Genomic DNA, 16,461 nt, shown 5'->3' with positions numbered 1-16,461 from the left:
GCCGTAGGGGCTCTCGGAGTTCTCTACTTCGGCTGGCGTTATATTCGCGCACGAGGGAATTCGCACTAACCGAATTTCCTAATCGCCTTACGGCTTCACATCACATTCGAACCAGACGGTTTTTCCGGGCCGGTCGGGCAGTGGATCCCACCCCCACCGGTCCGTGACGGCTTCGACGATCAGCACGCCTCGTCCGCCTTCGGCGAGTTCCTCCACAGCTGTGGACACCGGCGGTCGCGGGCAGGTGTCCGTGACCTCCACCCGCACCCCACGCCCGTCCGGCCACCGCACCATCAGCACCGCGGCGCGCCGGTCGGGCGTGTGGCGTACGACGTTGGCGACGAGTTCGGTGAGGGCGAGGCCGGCCGGGTCGCACAGTTCACTCATCTCCCAGGCGGTGAGGTACACCCTGAGGATCCGGCGTAGATGCCGGGCGGAGTGCTCACCCAAGGTGAAGTCGGTGCCGTACCTGGAGCCAAGTCCTGGCCAGGGCTGGTGGGTTGCGTGATTCATGCCACCAGGGTGGAGTCGAGTGATTACGCTCGGCTACAGACCGAATTGAACGCCGTGCCGCGTTCGGACCTGGGGGTGACCACTCCATGCCCAACATCCGCCGACTCGACCCCACCGCCTCACCGCTGGACTACTTCGGCTCCGAGCTCCGCCGGTACCGCGAGAGTGCGGGGCTGTCCCAGAAGGAGCTCGGGGACTGCATCTTCTGCACGGGTTCTCTCGTCGGCCAGATCGAGACGGCCCACAAGGTCCCGACCAGGGAGTTCGCGGAGCGGGCGGATGCGGCGCTGATGACCGACGGGAGCTTTTCGAGGCTCGTTGGGTTGGTGTTGCGGAGCCAGTTGCCGGCGTGGTTCCAGGCGTATGCCGAGATGGAGGCGAAGGCGACCTACATTTCCACGTTCCAGTGCCAGTTGGTGTACGGGCTGCTGCAGACGCCGGAGTACGCACGAGCGGTACTGGGCGCGGTTCAGCCGGAGAACCTCGAAGAGTTGGTCGAGGCCCGCATGGATCGGCAACGTCTTCTGCGGAAAGAGAAGCCGCCGCTGGTGTGGGTGGTGCTGGACGAGGCAGTGCTGTACCGGCCCATGGGTGGCCGGGCGGTGATGCGAAACCAACTGGCGCACCTGTTGAGTTTCCGGAACGAGAGGCGCTTGAAGATCCAGGTGCTGCCGTTCTCGGCGGGGGAGCACCCGAGTGTGCAGGGTTCCTTCAACCTCCTGCGCCTCGATGACGACCCGGACATCGTCTACACCGAGGACTTCGTCCAAGGGCACATGACGGCCAATCCGGATAGTGTCAGCGAAGGTTGGCTCCATTACGATCAAGTGCGAGCTGCTGCCCTCTCGGTACGGGACTCGGCAGACCTGATCGCCCACGTGATGGAGGAGCGCTATGGAGACCAGCCAGCAGCTGAGGAGCGCGACGTGGCGTAAGTCGTCGTACAGCGGAAGTACCGGGGGCGACTGCGTCGAGGTCGCCGACCTCGGTCTGCCCGGCGTCGCGGTGCGTGACTCCAAGAACCCCGAGGTCGGGATCGTCACTGTTGCTCCGGAGGCCTACGCCGCCTTCGTGACGTACGTCAGTGCGTGAGCGGAAGGGTCAGCGGGCGTCGGCGACGGTCCGCTGATCCTGTCTGGGTTCGTCTGCTCTCGCCGGACCCGCGTTCGCCGCGAGCAGCAGTGTCGCGACGGCGACGACGGCCGCGGTGAGACCTCTGGCGTACCGCTCGGCGGTGCGTGTGCGTTCGAGCACGGCGACCTCGCAACAGGGGCGGCGATTACGGCAGCAGCGTATTAAGCATGAGCAACACTCCGGCTTAACACTCCGTTTAACCTAGGGGCTGTTCAGGGCGAACGGCAAGAGGGGCAGGGGGAGTTGGCGTGGGGGAGCGTGACGATCCGGGGACGATCGGGCGCCGGGTGCAGCGGTTGCGTGTCGAACGCGGACTGACGCAGCGGCAGTTGGCGGAGCCTGTGTACACACCGGCCTATGTCTCCACCCTGGAGTCGGGCCGGGTGCGTCCCTCGGACGACGCTCTGCGGCATCTCGCCGAGCGGCTCGGCGTCGCCTTCGACGAGCTCGCCACCGGGCGTTCGGCGCGGGTCGTGACCGAGCTGCGGCTGCGGCTGACCGAGGCCCAGCGCACCTTCGCCGTCGGCGAGGCCGAGCCGGCGGCGGAGCAGTACGCCCAGCTGCTCGTCGAGGCGGAGACGCACGGGCTGGCCGCGGAACAAGCGACTGCGCTGCTCGGGCTCGGCGAGTGCGCCCTGGAGACCGGCGAGCTGGTGGCGGGCCGGCAGTACTTCGAGCGGTCCGAGGCCTGTCTGGCCGGGGCGCCGCTGCCCGCCCGGGTCCCGGCGCTGCGCGGGCGGGCCGTCGCGCACTATCTCGCCGGTGAGCTCCGGTACGCCGTCTATCTGCTGGAGTCCGCTCTCGATGAACTGAACCGGGGTGGACTGCACGATCCCGACGCCCTGCTGCTGCTCTACGCCAGCGTCATCGGGCCCTATATGGACATGGGTGCGCATGCCCGCGCCGCCCAGGCCGCCGAGTTCGCCCTGGCGCTCGCCCCGCAGTCCGGCGACCCAGCCCTGGTCGCCCGGATGCACCGGTCCGTCGCCCGCACCCTGGTCGCCGAGGGCCGCCTCGCCGAGGCCGACGCCTCGCTGGCCAAGGCCGCCGAGCTGTACCGCGGCCTGCAGATCCGCACCGAACTCGCCAACTGCCACTGGATGCGCGGCTATGTGTACGCCCAGGACGGGCAACTCGAGCGGGCGGAGGGCGAGCTGAGGGAGGCCCTCGGCATGCTGTCGGCCAAGCGCGCCGCCCTCTACAGCAGCCAGGTCGCCGTGGAACTGGCCGACGTACTCCACCGGCGCGGCAAGTCCGACGAGGCGGCGGCCCTGCTGCACGACGTCCTCGACGACCTGTCCCCCGAGCGCGGCGCCGTCCACTCCGCCGCCGCGCACCGGCTGCTCGGCATCATCGCCGAGGACGCCCGCCGGACCGAGGACGCCGAGGAGCACTACGTCCGTGCCCTGAGCCTGCTGGAGCGGGCGGGCGCGGCCGGTGACCTGGCCGACCTGTGCCGGCTGCTGGGCGATCTGCTGCGGCGGACCGGGCGGGTGGAAGCGGCCCTGGACGCCTACCGGACGGGGCTCGGACACCGTACGGCCCCGGGCACGACCACCCTCGGCCCCGCGCCCGCACAGCCTCCTCTGTGAGGAGAGCGGCCCGCAGTGAAAGCAGCTCGACGCCTCGGCATCAAGCAAGCGCTCCATGGAAGGACTTGCGTCACCTTGCCGCATGGTGCCCCCCTCCGCCCCACCCCGCTTCCGTGAGGAGGGAGGCATTGGCGCACCCCGCCCAAATCACTCCGGCCAGCCATCGCGAGTTGATTCAAACCTATGGCGTCGGTTGCTTCGACGAATTCGTCTGGGTCTTCGCGGACGGCGCACCGAACAGCAATCTCGACATCACCGACAGTACTTACCAACTGCGATCCATTCTCCGCGAAAAGACGTCGAACCATTTGAGCCGTGTTCTCGAGGAACATCGGTCCACCTCCGATCATCTCGTCCAATGGGGGGTGACAGACAACGCCGACGTGCTGGCGTGGATCGCCGTGGGAGAACCCGAGCGCTGGCCCACGGTGATCATCCAGGCTGGTCAGCTCGGCGCTGTCGTCTCGCCTGTGAGTTCGACGGCCACGGTTCTTCATCTGCTCACTGGATCGCTGCACATCCCGTTCTTCCCGAGCGACTTTCCAAGTGAACGCCCCGAATTCTCGGCGAATCCGTATGAGTAGGCGAACCTGATGTCGTCGGTCAGATCCTGTGCTTGCGCCCGGCGAGGAAACCGTCTCTGGCAGCGCGCGACGCACAGCCCCCTCCTCGGAGAACCAAGGACCTCGCACAGTCGTGCGGGTTAACCTCCTTCCGGGGTGTGAACGACCGGGGCGGGGCGCGTGGAGAACGAACGGACGGCGACGGTTGCCGATGGGCTGCGGACGGCCCTGCGCGCCCTCGTGTACACCGTCCTCGGCGGCGTCGCGCTGATCGCCATCGTGACGGTGGTGTCGGTGCTCGGGCCCCTGCTCGCGCTCGACCTCTACACGCCGCCGGTCGCGGCCTGGTGGACGGTGTTCACCGCGATCGTCGTCCAGGGCGTGCCCTTCCTGCTGCTGGGCACGGTCGTGTCGGCGGCGATCGGCGCGTTCGTGCCCGAGCGGGTCTTCACCCGACTCCTGCCCCGCCGTACGGCGCTCGCCGTGCCGGTCGCGGGCGCGGCGGGGGTCGTCCTGCCCGGCTGCGAATGCGCGTCCGTGCCGGTGGCGAGCAGCCTGATGCGGCGGGGTGTCGCCCCGGCCGCCGCGCTCGCCTTCCTGCTGTCGGCGCCGGCGATCAACCCCGTCGTGCTCGTGGCGACCTCGATCGCCTTCCCCGGGCTGCCGCAGATGGTCCTCGGCCGGCTGGTCGCCTCGCTCGCCACGGCCGTGGTGATGGGCTGGCTGTGGGTGCGGTTCGGGCGGGAGGAATGGCTGCGGCCGCCGAAGCGGAGTGGCGACCATGCGCCGGGCGGCGGACCGCGCGCCTTCGTCTCCGGGCTCCAGCACGACTTCCTGCACGCGGGCGGTTTCCTGGTGCTCGGGGCGGCGGCCGCGGCGACCTTCGACATCGTCGTACCGAGGTCGCTGCTGGAGGTGTTCACGGGGTCGGCCTGGCTGTCGGTGCTGCTGCTCGCCGTGCTGGCGGTCGTGCTGTGCGTGTGCAGTGAGGCCGACGCGTTCGTGGCGGCGTCGCTGAGCGGGTTCTCGCCCACCGCGCGGCTGGCGTTCATGGTGGCCGGGCCGATGGTGGACCTGAAGCTGATCGCCCTCCAGACGGGCACCTTCGGCCGGGCCTTCGCGCTGCGGTTCTCGTCCGCGACCTGGCTGGTGGCCGTGGCGAGCAGCGTGCTGGTGGGGTGGTGGCTGCTGTGAGGCGCTACGGACCTGCCGTGCTGCTCGCCCTCGTGGGCGCGGCGATCCTGCGGGTGTCGCTCTTCAGCGAGCTGTACCTGCGGTACGTCCAGGCGGGGTTGCGGCCGTACCTGGTGGTGTCGGGGGTGGGGCTGGTGCTGCTGGGTGTGGTGGTGGGGGTGGTGGCGCGGACCGCGGAGGAGCATGGCGGGCACGAGGAGAAAGACGAGAGCGAGGAGCGCGGCGGGCACGAGGAGGAGCATGACGGGCACACCCACGGCCCCGCCGGCCCCCGCGTCGCCTGGCTCCTGGCTCTCCCCGCCCTGGCCCTGCTGCTGTTCCCGCCGCCCGCGCTCGGCTCCTACAGCGCGGAGCGCGAGGCGGCCCAGCGGGCGGCCCGGGGTGTGGGCGGCTTCCCGGCGCTGCCGTCCGGGAACCCCCTCGACCTCACCCTCGGAGAGTTCGGCTCCCGGGCGGTCTACGACAGCAGCCGCTCGCTGAAAGGACGTACGGTCCGGCTCACCGGCTTCGTCACCCGTGGCGACGACGGCACCTGGTACGTCACCCGCCTCCTCGTCTCCTGCTGCGCCGCCGACGCCACGTCCGGCAAGGCCGAGGTGCGCGGCGCCGACGCCCCGCCCGTCGACACCTGGGTCACGGTCACCGGCACCTGGCACCCCAGGGGCGAGCTGGGCTCGGCCGCCGCCTGGCCGCCGGTCCTCGACGTCACCTCCGTACGACGGGTGCCGCAGCCGGACAACCCCTACGAGAAGCGCTGAGCGGGAGGTTTCGCCCCATCTGCGACGGGTAGTCGGCGCTCGATTCCGGGAGGTATTCGGAGCGTGCGGGTGTCGGCCGCCAGAGGCCCGGGGTGAGCGAAGGAGGCGGTTGTCGTGCGGCCCAGGGACGACCCCGGCGGTGATTCCGGTGGTGACCCCGGGCCTCGCCGCGCCGGTGGTGACCTGGACCCGGACGGGATCCGGGCCGCCGATGTGATCGCCGAGGGCGTGCGGGGTGCCGAGCCCGGTGAGGTTCCCGGGCGGCTGTGCGAGGTCGCGGTCGAGCTGCTGCCGGTGGTCGGCGCGAGCGTGTCGCTGCGCGGCGACGGCATGCCCGTGCAGCTCAGTGCCAGCAACGCGCGGGCCGCACACCTGGCGCAGATCCAGGCGACGCTGGGCGACGGCCCCTGCCAGAGCGCTGTGCGGGACGGCGCGCCCGTGCTCGCCCGCGACCTGGCGACGGGCCGCGACGCCGGACGCTGGCCGGTCTTCGCCAAGGAGGCGACGGCGGCCGGGGTGCGCGCGGTGTACGCGGTGCCGCTGGGCAGCGACGCGGTGTACGTGGGCACCCTCGACCTGTACCGCGACTGCCCGGGCGGGCTGACCGCCCGCCAGCTGCACGTGGCCCGGCTGGTGGCCGGTGTCATGACGGTGGCCCTGATGGCGCTGGCGCGCGCGGACGAGCCCGAGGCGCGGGACGGGGAGGACTGGCTGAACGGGCTGGCCGCGGACCACGACGAGGTCTACCAGGCCGTCGGCATGATCATGGCGCATCTCGGCGTCGGCGCGGACGACGCCCTCGCGCGGCTGCGGGCGGACGCCTTCGCGCGCGGGTGCACGGCCGTCGACGTGGCACGCGACGTGCTCGCCCACCGCACGCGCTTCGAACGGGACTGATACTTCGGGGACCGGGGGACCGGGGGACCGGTGGACCGATCGGCCGATCGGCCGGTGGTCCGGTGGACCGATCGGCCGGTGAGCCGGTCAGATCTGCGCCCGGCCCTGCTCCCTGAGATCGGTCAGCCGCCGCACCCCGAGCTTCACGGTCTGCTGCGTGACCTCCGCGTGCACCTCGTCGAGACCGGCGTTGGTGACGGTGATGGCCTCCTCGCCGACGCGCGCGGCGGCGAGGTCCATGGTGAGGTACGTCAGCTCCCCCTCCTCCGTCTCGCCGGCCAGCGTCACCCGCAGGGCCTGGCGGGAGTTCCCGACCGGGGGCAGCGGCATCCTGCTGACCTCGACGGTCTGGACGCCGCCGCGCGTGGTCGCGGCCATGAACTGGCCGCACTCGCCCGGCAGCGACTTCAGCCAGTCGAGGGCGCGGTCGACGTCCGCCGGTGGGTGGGCGGCGACCTGGTAGCGCAACTGGGCGTCGGTGTCGGCGTCGTCGAGCGCGGACACCGCGTGCGGGCCCTTCGGGGGGCCGAAGAGGTCCTCGGCGTAGAGGGCGTCGAGCAGCCGTTGGCAGTCCGGCTTCTCCGTGGTCGCCTTGAGCAGCCCGTCCCGCCAGGTCCTGGCCCCCCGCGTCGGCCCCCACGGCTCGCCCAGGTCGGCCTCGGTGATCAGCGCGGCCTGGGCCTGGGCCTCGGTGAGCGCGGCCCCGGAGCCGGCGGGCTGCTCGACGGCGGGCGAGGCGGCCGAGGCGGGGGCGGAGGCGGAGAACCACCGGGGCCGCGGCTCCTCGACGGAACAGGCGGCCGTGGTCAGCAGTCCGGTCACGGACAGCGCGGAGGCGAGGAGGACACGGGCGGTGGCCGGAGGGTGGGTCATCGGGGGTGCCTCCTGCACGGGGCTCATCCTTGGAGGCGCCTTCTGGCGGGCGGGCTCTCCGGGATCGGGTCTGAGATCGGCTCTGAGATTCGGCTCTGAGATCGCGTCTGTGATCGCGTCTGTGCTCATACGGCACCACCGCGGCGGGCGGCACACCAGTGCGACGGGCTGTTCGGGTGAGGACGGGCGGTGCGGGTGCGGGTGCGGGGCCGAGGGGTGCCGCGGGGTGGCGGGGCGGAAAATCCGTCGCCCGGGCGCCGACGCCCTGCTACGGTCACGCCCATGCAGCGCGCCCAGCCGTTCCCGTCTCTCACGACGACGCCGGAGAGTGTCCCGGCGCGCTGACAGCTGACCCAGATGTCCGAAGCCCCGGGGCGAGTGCCCCGGGGCTTCGTCGCGCGGTGCTCGCCTCAGAACCGAGGGAGACCACCATGCACGACCACCGCCGGCTCGGCCGCGAACTGAACCTCTTCGACACCGACCCGCTGATGGGCGCGGGGCTGCCGTACTGGCTGCCCGACGGGGCGGTGGTGCGGCACACCCTGGAGGAGTACGTCCGCGAGGCGGAACGGGCGGCCGGCTACCGGCACGTGTACTCGCCCGCCCTCGGCAAACGCGAGCTGTACGAGATCTCCGGCCACTGGGACCACTACGGCGACGACATGTTCCCGCCGATGGGCCTGGGCGCGGAACAGGTCCTGCTGCGCCCCAGCCTCTGCCCCCACCACGCCCTGATCTACCGTTCCCGGTCCCACAGTTACCGTGAACTCCCCCTCCGCATGGCCGAGTTGGGCGGTATGTACCGCTCGGAGCTGTCCGGCGTCCTCGGCGGACTGACCCGGGTACGGGCCATCACCCTCAACGACGCGCACATCTTCTGCACCCTGGAACAGGCCGTCGAGGAGGCGCGAGCCGCGCTGGAGCTGATCGGCCGCGCCTACGCGGACCTGGGCATCCGCGCCTCCCGCCACCGTCTCTCGCTGCCCGGCGAGGGCGGCAAGTACGTGGCCGACCCAGACCTGTGGCGGCGGGCCACGGCCCTGCTCCGGGAGGTCCTGGACGGCTCCGGCATTCCCTACGAGGCCGCCGAGGGCGAGGCGGCGTTCTACGGCCCCAAGATCGACGTACAGATCACCGACCCTGCCGGCCGCGAGACCACCCTGTCCACCGTCCAGATCGACTTCCACCAGCCCGAACGCTTCGACCTGCACTACATCGGAGCCGACGGGGCGAAGCACCGTCCGGTCATGGTGCACCGCAGCATCATCGGCAGCGTGGAACGCGCGGTGGCGCATCTCCTGGAGACCCACGGCGGCGCGTTCCCGGCGTGGCTGGCGCCGGTGCAGGTGGTCGTCCTGCCGGTCGCTGAGGACCAGGCGGACAGCGCCCACGCCCTCGCCGGCCGGGCCCGCGAACTCGGCCTGCGCGCCGAGGTGGCGGGCCCCGAACAGGGCACCCTCGGCGCCCGCATCCGGGCCGCCCGGCTGGTGCCGTACCAGGCGGTGATCGGCGGGCGGGAGGCCGCGGCGGACCTCGCCTCCCCGCGCCTGCGAGACGGCCGCCGGCCCCCCGCCCTGCCCACCGCCGAACTGCTGCGGCGGATCGCCGACCGGGTGGCGTCCCGCGGCACCGACCTGTGGGACCGGTCGTAGGACGGGCTCAGAACGACCAACGCGTATGGGAGTAGACCCCGTTGTCCCGCCCGAAGCCGTACGCCGTGTCCGGGGCCACCGCGTACACGACGTCGTCGCCCCTGCGGAACGCGTCGCCGATGCCGTGGAAGGTGCCCTCGGGGGAGGTGATGTGCGGCCCGTACTGCTCCTCGTACGCCGCGATCACCTCCTCCAGCAGCGCAGGGTCGGCGACCGGCCGCGCCCTGCCCTCGACCACGAGGTCGAAGCCCTCGGTGAGGGAGTTCGCCCCGGTGGTCAGCGCGCAGTGCGCGTCATGCGCGAGGTTCCTCGCCTTCTGCTCCTGCCGGCCGGTGGAGAAGTACAGCACCCCGTCGTGCCAGGCGGCGATGACGGGCGTGACGTGCAGCCTGCCGTCGGGCCGGACCGTGGACACCCAGAAGATCTCGGCGGCCCCCAGTCGCCGCTGCGCCTCGTCCCACTCGGTGGCGGTGACGCCCGAGGCGCCCGGACGGGGGTTGAGCGCGGAGCTGTAGCGGGGGTCGAGCTCGGTGGTGGGCTGCTGCGCGGGACCTGGTGCCGGCATGGCGTCTCTCCTGTCGTCCTCAGCTGTCTGTGCTGTCGTACTCCCTGCGGTCTTCCTACGTCCTTCCCGTGTGCGCCCCGGCGTCGGTTCACCCGTTCGAGGGGCGCGTAAGGTCGCCCGTACGGAGCCCAGCCCGGGACCAGTGGAAGGAGCCCTCGCCGTGACGGACGGTCAGCCCATCCCGGTGATCATCGACTGTGACACCGGTGTCGACGACGCCCTCGCCCTGCTGTTCGCCGTACGGCACCCGGCGCTCGACGTGCGCGCCATCACCTGCGTGGCCGGGAACACGGACGTGGACGGGGTCGTCCGCAACACGCTGACCGTGCTGGAGGTGGCCGGTGCCGGTGACATCCCCGTGGCCCGGGGCGCTGAGCGGCCGCTGATCGAGCCCGTGCGGACGGCGCGGCATGTGCACGGGCAGGACGGCATGGGGGATCTGGGACTGCCCGCGCCGACCCGGGTGCCGGTCGACGTGGACGCGGTGACGCTGCTGCGCCGCGAGATCCTCGCCTCGCCGCGGCCGGTCACGCTCATCCCCACCGCGCCCCTGACGAACATCGCGCTGCTGCTGCGGACGCACCCCGAGGTGACCCGCAACATCGAGCGGATCGTGTTCATGGGCGGCGCGGTGGCGACCGGGAACGCCACGCCGGTCGCGGAGTTCAACGTGTGGCACGACCCGGAGGCCGCCGCGGTCCTGCTCACCGCCGGGGTGCCGATCACGATGTACGGCCTGGACGTGTTCAAGCGGGTCCTGGTGCCCGCCGGGGAGGTGCGGCGGCTGCGCACGAGCGCGGAACCGAGTCTGCGGCTGGCCGGTGAGCTGCTCGCCCACCGCGACCCGGCGACCTCCGGCGACCCCACGCCCATGGGGGGCCTGGGGGACGCGGGCGCGATCTGCGCGGTCGTCGACCCGAAGGGCATCACCACCGAGGCCCTGCCGGTCGAGGTCGTCCTGGCCCCCGGCCCCGCCCGCGGCCAGACGATCGTCGACCGCCGCCCGCGCCCCGGCGAGTCCGAGATCCACGAGGGCACGCGCGAACAGCCCCTGGTGGACGTGGCGTTGGATGTGGACGTGGAGCGGTACGTCAACCTGTACCTGAAGACGCTTTAGCGCTGGAGGCAGCGCACGAACGGTCGTACGGGGATCGGCCTTGCGGTTACGTCCGGCGAGGATGGCGGTCGGGGTGCCGTGGCCGGGGATGTAGGCCCCGGACGTTTCGATGACGTCCTGGCTGGCGGCGGGCGTGAGTCCGGCCGAGGAGAGAGTGAAGGGGGCGCTGCCGCGGGCGGCGTCTTTCCTCGGGGGGCCGCTCTCGGTGCCTCGATCGGGGTTCCTGGCCGGGTGTCACATTAGGAGTACACTCCTTAGGGCTGTATTCCTTATTAGGATCCGGGGTACTCCAAGGAGTCACATGCACCGTCGGGCAAGGCCGGACAAGCCGTCGCGGGTCTACGACCGCGGGAGCGAATGGGGCGCGCTCAGCTCCTTCGTGAACCGGCCTGTGCCGCACGCCATGCTCGGGATCGTCAGCGGTCGACGACGTATGGGCAAGACGTATCTCCTGCGGGCGCTCGTCGAGAGTTGCGGAGGCTTCTACTTCGGGGCCACGGCCGGGACGGAGGCGGAGTCCCTCCGCCAGTTCAGCGCGGCTCTGGCCGACCATGTGGATTCGCCGGCGCCTTTCTCCTTCGCCACATGGGACGACGCGATCTCGTATCTCTTCGGTCTGGCCGTTCCCGGGAGGAGGGAGGGCCCCTTCCTCGTGGTCATCGATGAGTTTCCGTACCTGGTGAAGGCGGCCCCTGAGCTCCCCTCGCTCATCCAGCGCGTGATCGACCGATTCCAGATCGAAGAGAGCGGCATGCGGCTGCTCCTGTGCGGTTCGGCGATGTCCGTCATGGGTGGGCTGCTGGCCAGCACCGCACCCTTGCGTGGCCGGGCGCAACTGGAACTGGTCGTACGTCCCTTCGGATACCGGGCTGCGGCGGACTTCTGGAGCGTCGCCGACGAGCCCGCACTGGCCGCGCGCCTGCATGCCGTCGTGGGAGGCACGCCCGCGTACCGTCGTCAGTTCCTGGCCGATGACGTTCCCGTGAGTATGGGCGACTTCGACGACTGGGTGTGCCGCACCGTCCTGGCGCCGTTCAGTCCGCTCTTTCGGGAGGCTCGGTATCTGCTTGCCGAGGAGGCGGACATCCGTGACACCGCGCTGTACCACTCGGTGCTCGCGGCCGTGGCGCAGGGCAACGCGACGCGAGGAGGCATCGCCGGTTACATCGGCCGCAAGTCTGTCGACATCTCGCATCCGCTCAACGTCTTGGAGGACAGCCACCTGCTGGTGCGGGAGGCGGACGTCTTCCGGGCGGGCAAGTCGCAGTACCGCATCACCGAGCCTCTGATCACCTTCTACGAGGCCATCATGCGTCCCGCCTGGGCGCGCCTCGAGAGTGGTCAGGCCGCAGAGGTGTGGGCACGGTCGGCGGAGCGCTTCGCCGCGCAGGTGGCCGGTCCGCATTTTGAGGCGCTGTGCCGGGAGTACGTGCTCGGGCCGGGCCGCACGCTGCTCGACACGTCGATGGGCGAGGTCGGATGTGGCGTGGTGACCGACTCGCGGGAGCGTCGGCAGATCCAGATCGACGTAGCCGTGGTGGAGTCGGGCTCCGGTGGAGGCAGGTCCGCGGTCGCGCTGCTCGGTGAGGCGAAGTGGGGGACTGTCATGGGAACGAACCATCTGGCACGTCTGGAGCGGGCCAGGGAACTCCTTGCCGGACGGGGGATGGACACGACGCGCTGCGGGTTGGCGTGTTTCAGCGCTGCCGGCTTCAGCGATGCCCTGCGCGATGAGGCCGAGCGGGGCGGTGTCCTGTTGATCGGCCTCGACGAGCTCTACGGCCGGACGATGCCGACGGCTGTTCTGCCTTAGAGGGTGGCCCTGGGTGTGCTGTCCCGAACCAACGCCGCGCTGCCCACGAAAATTGCCATCGCGCCGAGATGGCGGCGGCCGTCTGACCGTCGGCCCACCCGTCTCGGGAATCGCTGGACCCGCCCTGCCGCAGGCGTGGAGGGGTGTCGGCAGGGCGGGGGGTGGTAGCTGCTCGCGGGGAAGTGCGCAGGAGGTCGAGTTAGCTCGATCGTGTGATGGTCCGCTTGTGGGCTTGCGGTGTCCTGGGACGACCGGGCTAACGTGATCGTGCGATCTGGGACGCCGGGTACGGCGCCAGTGTGCGGGGCCCCCGCTCCACCGGAGTGATGGTTCGGGGCCTCCCCGTCGCCTCTGGCCGTATCCATATGGCCAGGTCGTGAGGGAACCGGCCTCCCGGGATCGGACCACGCACGGGATGCGTGTCGCCGCCTCGGGGTTGAGTACGCCGGTGACCAGTGCGCTCAAGACCGTTCGGGGCGTGCGGCTGATCAGGCTCACTCCTGCTCAGTCCTCAGGAACGGTTCAGGGGCGGCCCGGCTCGGACGCCGGGCGGGTCGCGCTTCGCCGCATGGACCGGTCGGTCGCGGTGGCGGTGGTCGCGCCGGGCGGGACGAGCGGCGCCGGGGCGAGGGGCGGAGGTCTTCGCCGGACTGACGGGCCGTCGCGGGAATCGCAGGCCCCGCCCTGCCCCAGTCCCAGTGAGGTGCGGGCAGGGCAGGGCTTCACAGGCGGGCCTGACTCAGGCGCCGGAGGCGTTTCGCTTCGCCGTGCGGCGGCGGGTGACGATCATCATCGCCGCGCCGCCCGCCAGCAGGGCCGCCGCGCCGAAGGCGATCGGGCCGGTGCTGCTGTTCGCGCCGGTCTCGGCGAGGTCGCCGCCACCGCCGTTCGGCTTGGGGGCCGGGGGCGTCGAGGACTCGGACTCGGACGGGGTGGGCGTGTCCGTGTCCGTCGCCGGCGGGGACGAGGGCTCGGACGGCTCCGACGGGGCCGGCGGCGTCGACTGCTCGGCCGGCGGCTCCGAGGGTTCGGCGGGCGGGCTGGACGGGGGCGGCGTCTGAGCCGGCGGGGGCGTCTTCGTGCAGTCCTCCGTGCCGCCGTTCCAGGCCGCGATCAGCTTGTCCTTGATGACCGGGCGGTCCGGGCCCTTGGGCAGCTCGCCGTGCTCGAAGCCGTCCTTCGCGTCCAGCTCGCCGTCGAACTTCACCGCGCCACGGTAGAGGTCGATCTGCCCGAAGCAGCCCTTGTCCGGGATGGCGATGTCGAGCGAGTCGGTGGCGCCCGGCTTGACCGTCACCGTGTCGAAGTCGACGAACACCTGCTCGCCCGAGGTCCCGAAGGTCGCGCCGTGGGCGAGGTAGGAGGCGAGGGAGGCCGTGCAGGTGGCCGCGTCACCGGCGGTGCGGACCTTGATGTGGACCTTGCCGTCCTCGCTCGGCTTCAGGTTCTGGTCGTCGACCTTCACCGAGTCGTAGAAGTTCGTGCCGTCGAGCGAGAACTGGCAGCGGTCGGTGCCGGTCTCCGTCCCCGCGCCCGTCCCGGGCTTGTAGCTGCCGCCGGACGACCAGCCGTCGCCGCCGGGCGTACCGGTGGCGAACGCGGTGGTGGCGGAGGCGGCGCAGAGGGCGAGGGTCGCGGCGCCCGTCCCCAGCAGGCGTCGCGCGGTGACACGTCTCGCTATGGACATGCGGATCCCATTTCTTGGCGTATGCCGGAACCCGGGTGACGGCAGCAGGGCAGCGCGCGGCGGCCGGCCGTACCGGGGTGAGTGGTCTGAGAAACACTGGGCTCATTGGTCACATGCGCCACAGTGCGACCTCATCGTGGCGGCGCCGCAGCACGCTGTCAACCTGCGGGTATGCAAAGGTAGTTACTCCTCCATCACACTTTCATCACAGCAGGAATGGATCACTCCGACCTCCCCGATGTTTCCTTTTTCCGGCATTCTGGACAGATTCAATGCTGTCGCCCGTATGCCCCGCGAAGGAGACCGCGTGACCGATCGCTCCACTCTCGACCTGTCGTCCCGGGATCCCGACTGGTGGCGGCAGGCCGTCGTCTACCAGGTCTACCCCCGCAGCTTCGCCGACGCCGACGGCGACGGACTCGGCGATCTGCGCGGCATCACCCGCCGCCTCACCCACCTCGCCGCCCTGGGTGTGGACGCCCTGTGGCTGAGCCCCTTCTACCCGTCCGAGCTCGCCGACGGCGGCTACGACGTCGCCGACCCGAGGGACGTCGACCCGCGCCTGGGCACCCTCGACGACTTCGACGCCCTGGTCGCCGAGGCCCACCGCCTCGGTCTGAAGGTCATCGTCGACATCGTGCCCAACCACTCCTCACACCAGCACGTCTGGTTCCAGGAGGCCCTGCACGCCGGCCCCGGCTCGGCGGCCCGCGACCGCTACGTCTTCCGCGACGGCCGCGGCGAGCACGGCGAACTCCCGCCCAGCGACTGGCAGTCCGTCTTCGGCGGCAGCGCCTGGAAGCGCGTCCCCGACGGGCAGTGGTACCTGCACCTGTTCGCCCCCGAGCAGCCCGACCTCAACTGGGAGAACCAGGAGGTCCGCGCCGACTACCGCACCACCCTGCGCTTCTGGTCCGACCGCGGTGTCGACGGCTTCCGCATCGACGTCGCCCACGCCCTGGTCAAAGACCTGAGCGAACCCCTGCGCGACCTCGGCACGCACGCGCCGAGCGGCGAGGAGGCGCTCACCGGTCTGCCGCCCGGCACGCACCCTCTCTACGACCGGGACGACGTGCACGAGATCTACCGCGACTGGCGCAAGATCCTCGACGCCTACCGACCGCCCCGCATGGCCGTCGCCGAGGCCTGGGTGCCGGACGCCCGGCGTGCGCTCTACGCCCGTCCGGACGAGCTGGGCCAGGCCTTCAACTTCGAGTATCTGGAGGCCGGCTGGGACGCGGGCGAGCTGAGGCAGGTCATCACCGACTCGCTCGACACCGCCCGGGCCGCCGGAGCCTCGGCCACCTGGGTGCTCTCCAACCACGACGTCGTACGCCACGCCTCCCGGCTGATGCTGCCGCCCGGCACCGACCTCAACGCCTGGCTCCTGTCCGGCGGTCACGCCCCGGCCGTCGACGAGGCGGCCGGTCTGCGCCGGGCCAGGGCGGCCACCCTGCTGATGCTGGCGCTGCCCGGCTCGGCGTACGTCTACCAGGGCGAGGAACTCGGCCTGCCCGAGGTCGCCGACCTGCCCACCGAGGTGCTCCAGGACCCGATCTGGGAGCAGACGGGCCACGTCCGCAAGGGCCGCGACGGCTGCCGGGTGCCGCTGCCGTGGACGACGGCCGGACCGTCGTACGGCTTCGGGCCCGGCGGTGCCTGGCTGCCGCAGCCGTCCGGCTTCGCCGCGTACGCCGTCGAGGCCCAGGACGGGGTGGAAGGTTCCACCCTGGAGCTGTACCGCACGGCCCTCAGGCTGCGCCGCAAGCTCCTTGCCGGAGAGGAGCTGACCTGGGCCGTGGACGCCCCGGACGGGGTGCTCCGGTTCGACCGCAGTGAGGGATGGCGGTGCGTGACGAACCTGTCCGGTGCGGCGGTGCCGCTGCCGGCCGGTGAGGTGCTGCTGAGCAGCGCTCCCCTGGAGGACGGGCGGCTCGGGCCGGACGCGACGGTGTGGCTCGGGCGCTGAGCGCTCCGCGGGTGGTGCCGTGGTGGGTTGTCTTTCGGCGGCTGCGGCGTCGTGGCTGGTCGCGCAGTTCCCCGCGCCCCTTTCGGGGCGTGGGCCACCCGGGCGGCGGATCAGCGCGGGTTGGCTGCGGGGGT

At 71.4% G+C, this 16,461-nt stretch carries 16 protein-coding genes; 11 read left to right on the top strand and 5 right to left on the bottom strand.

Annotated elements, in window-relative coordinates; all coding sequences use genetic code 11:
* Window positions 1-87 precede the first annotated feature (87 nt).
* On the bottom strand, window positions 88-513 hold the full coding sequence (locus OG542_RS19780; protein ID WP_311126726.1) for an ATP-binding protein: 426 nt from the start codon (window positions 511-513) through the stop codon (window positions 88-90).
* Between the two features lie 86 nt (window positions 514-599).
* Here OG542_RS19780 and OG542_RS19775 point away from each other — a divergent pair, with 86 nt between their 5' ends.
* Window positions 600-1,448, top strand: coding sequence for a helix-turn-helix domain-containing protein (locus tag OG542_RS19775; protein ID WP_328412651.1), 849 nt, complete (start codon window positions 600-602; stop codon window positions 1,446-1,448).
* Complete coding sequence (locus tag OG542_RS19770) at window positions 1,408-1,605, top strand: DUF397 domain-containing protein (protein WP_328412649.1); 198 nt, start codon at window positions 1,408-1,410, stop codon at window positions 1,603-1,605. Before OG542_RS19775 ends, OG542_RS19770 begins: the two co-directional genes overlap by 41 nt.
* A 9-nt stretch (window positions 1,606-1,614) precedes the next feature.
* Here OG542_RS19770 and OG542_RS19765 read toward each other — a convergent pair whose 3' ends face one another.
* Window positions 1,615-1,767, bottom strand: coding sequence for a hypothetical protein (locus OG542_RS19765; RefSeq protein ID WP_328412647.1), 153 nt, complete (start codon window positions 1,765-1,767; stop codon window positions 1,615-1,617).
* A 128-nt stretch (window positions 1,768-1,895) separates the two neighbouring features.
* Between OG542_RS19765 and OG542_RS19760 the strand changes: the two genes are divergently transcribed.
* The 5 genes from OG542_RS19760 (at window position 1,896) to OG542_RS19740 (ending at window position 6,651) form a co-directional block, all read left to right on the top strand.
* A complete protein-coding gene (locus OG542_RS19760) occupies window positions 1,896-3,239 on the top strand; it encodes a helix-turn-helix domain-containing protein (protein WP_328412645.1) in 1,344 nt (447 codons plus the stop codon).
* Window positions 3,240-3,367: 128 nt separating this feature from the next.
* Complete coding sequence (locus tag OG542_RS19755) at window positions 3,368-3,823, top strand: hypothetical protein (protein ID WP_328412643.1); 456 nt, start codon at window positions 3,368-3,370, stop codon at window positions 3,821-3,823.
* Window positions 3,824-3,982: 159 nt separating this feature from the next.
* Window positions 3,983-4,996: a permease gene (locus OG542_RS19750; RefSeq protein WP_328412641.1), complete on the top strand. Its 1,014-nt coding sequence runs from the start codon at window positions 3,983-3,985 to the stop codon at window positions 4,994-4,996.
* Window positions 4,993-5,754: a TIGR03943 family putative permease subunit gene (locus OG542_RS19745; protein ID WP_328418009.1), complete on the top strand. Its 762-nt coding sequence runs from the start codon at window positions 4,993-4,995 to the stop codon at window positions 5,752-5,754. Before OG542_RS19750 ends, OG542_RS19745 begins: the two co-directional genes overlap by 4 nt.
* Before the next feature lie 114 nt (window positions 5,755-5,868).
* Window positions 5,869-6,651, top strand: a complete 783-nt coding sequence (locus tag OG542_RS19740; RefSeq protein WP_328412639.1) for a GAF and ANTAR domain-containing protein — start codon at window positions 5,869-5,871, stop codon at window positions 6,649-6,651.
* Between the two features lie 87 nt (window positions 6,652-6,738).
* Here OG542_RS19740 and OG542_RS19735 read toward each other — a convergent pair whose 3' ends face one another.
* On the bottom strand, window positions 6,739-7,524 hold the full coding sequence (locus tag OG542_RS19735; RefSeq protein ID WP_328412637.1) for a hypothetical protein: 786 nt from the start codon (window positions 7,522-7,524) through the stop codon (window positions 6,739-6,741).
* Between the two features lie 401 nt (window positions 7,525-7,925).
* Between OG542_RS19735 and thrS the strand changes: the two genes are divergently transcribed.
* Entirely contained in the window at window positions 7,926-9,176 is a 1,251-nt protein-coding gene (gene thrS, locus OG542_RS19730; protein WP_328412635.1) for a threonine--tRNA ligase, read from the top strand.
* Between the two features lie 7 nt (window positions 9,177-9,183).
* Here thrS and OG542_RS19725 read toward each other — a convergent pair whose 3' ends face one another.
* A complete protein-coding gene (locus tag OG542_RS19725; protein ID WP_261683615.1) occupies window positions 9,184-9,741 on the bottom strand; it encodes a pyridoxamine 5'-phosphate oxidase family protein in 558 nt (185 codons plus the stop codon).
* Window positions 9,742-9,901: 160 nt separating this feature from the next.
* On the opposite strand from OG542_RS19725, the gene OG542_RS19720 reads away from it, so the two are divergent.
* Window positions 9,902-10,858, top strand: coding sequence for a nucleoside hydrolase (locus OG542_RS19720; protein ID WP_328412631.1), 957 nt, complete (start codon window positions 9,902-9,904; stop codon window positions 10,856-10,858).
* Window positions 10,859-11,159: 301 nt separating this feature from the next.
* Window positions 11,160-12,671: an AAA family ATPase gene (locus OG542_RS19715; RefSeq protein ID WP_328412629.1), complete on the top strand. Its 1,512-nt coding sequence runs from the start codon at window positions 11,160-11,162 to the stop codon at window positions 12,669-12,671.
* Window positions 12,672-13,410: 739 nt separating this feature from the next.
* Here OG542_RS19715 and OG542_RS19710 read toward each other — a convergent pair.
* Complete coding sequence (locus OG542_RS19710) at window positions 13,411-14,358, bottom strand: LAETG motif-containing sortase-dependent surface protein (protein WP_328412627.1); 948 nt, start codon at window positions 14,356-14,358, stop codon at window positions 13,411-13,413.
* A 307-nt stretch (window positions 14,359-14,665) separates the two neighbouring features.
* On the opposite strand from OG542_RS19710, the gene OG542_RS19705 reads away from it, so the two are divergent.
* Complete coding sequence (locus tag OG542_RS19705) at window positions 14,666-16,327, top strand: glycoside hydrolase family 13 protein (protein WP_328412625.1); 1,662 nt, start codon at window positions 14,666-14,668, stop codon at window positions 16,325-16,327.
* The last annotated feature ends 134 nt before the right edge of the window (window positions 16,328-16,461 follow it).

This window comes from Streptomyces violaceus (assembly GCF_036014075.1).
In the GTDB taxonomy this organism is placed as follows: domain Bacteria; phylum Actinomycetota; class Actinomycetes; order Streptomycetales; family Streptomycetaceae; genus Streptomyces; species Streptomyces violaceus.
Note: the sequence above shows the minus strand (reverse complement) of the source record. Positions and strands in the feature narration are given on the sequence as shown.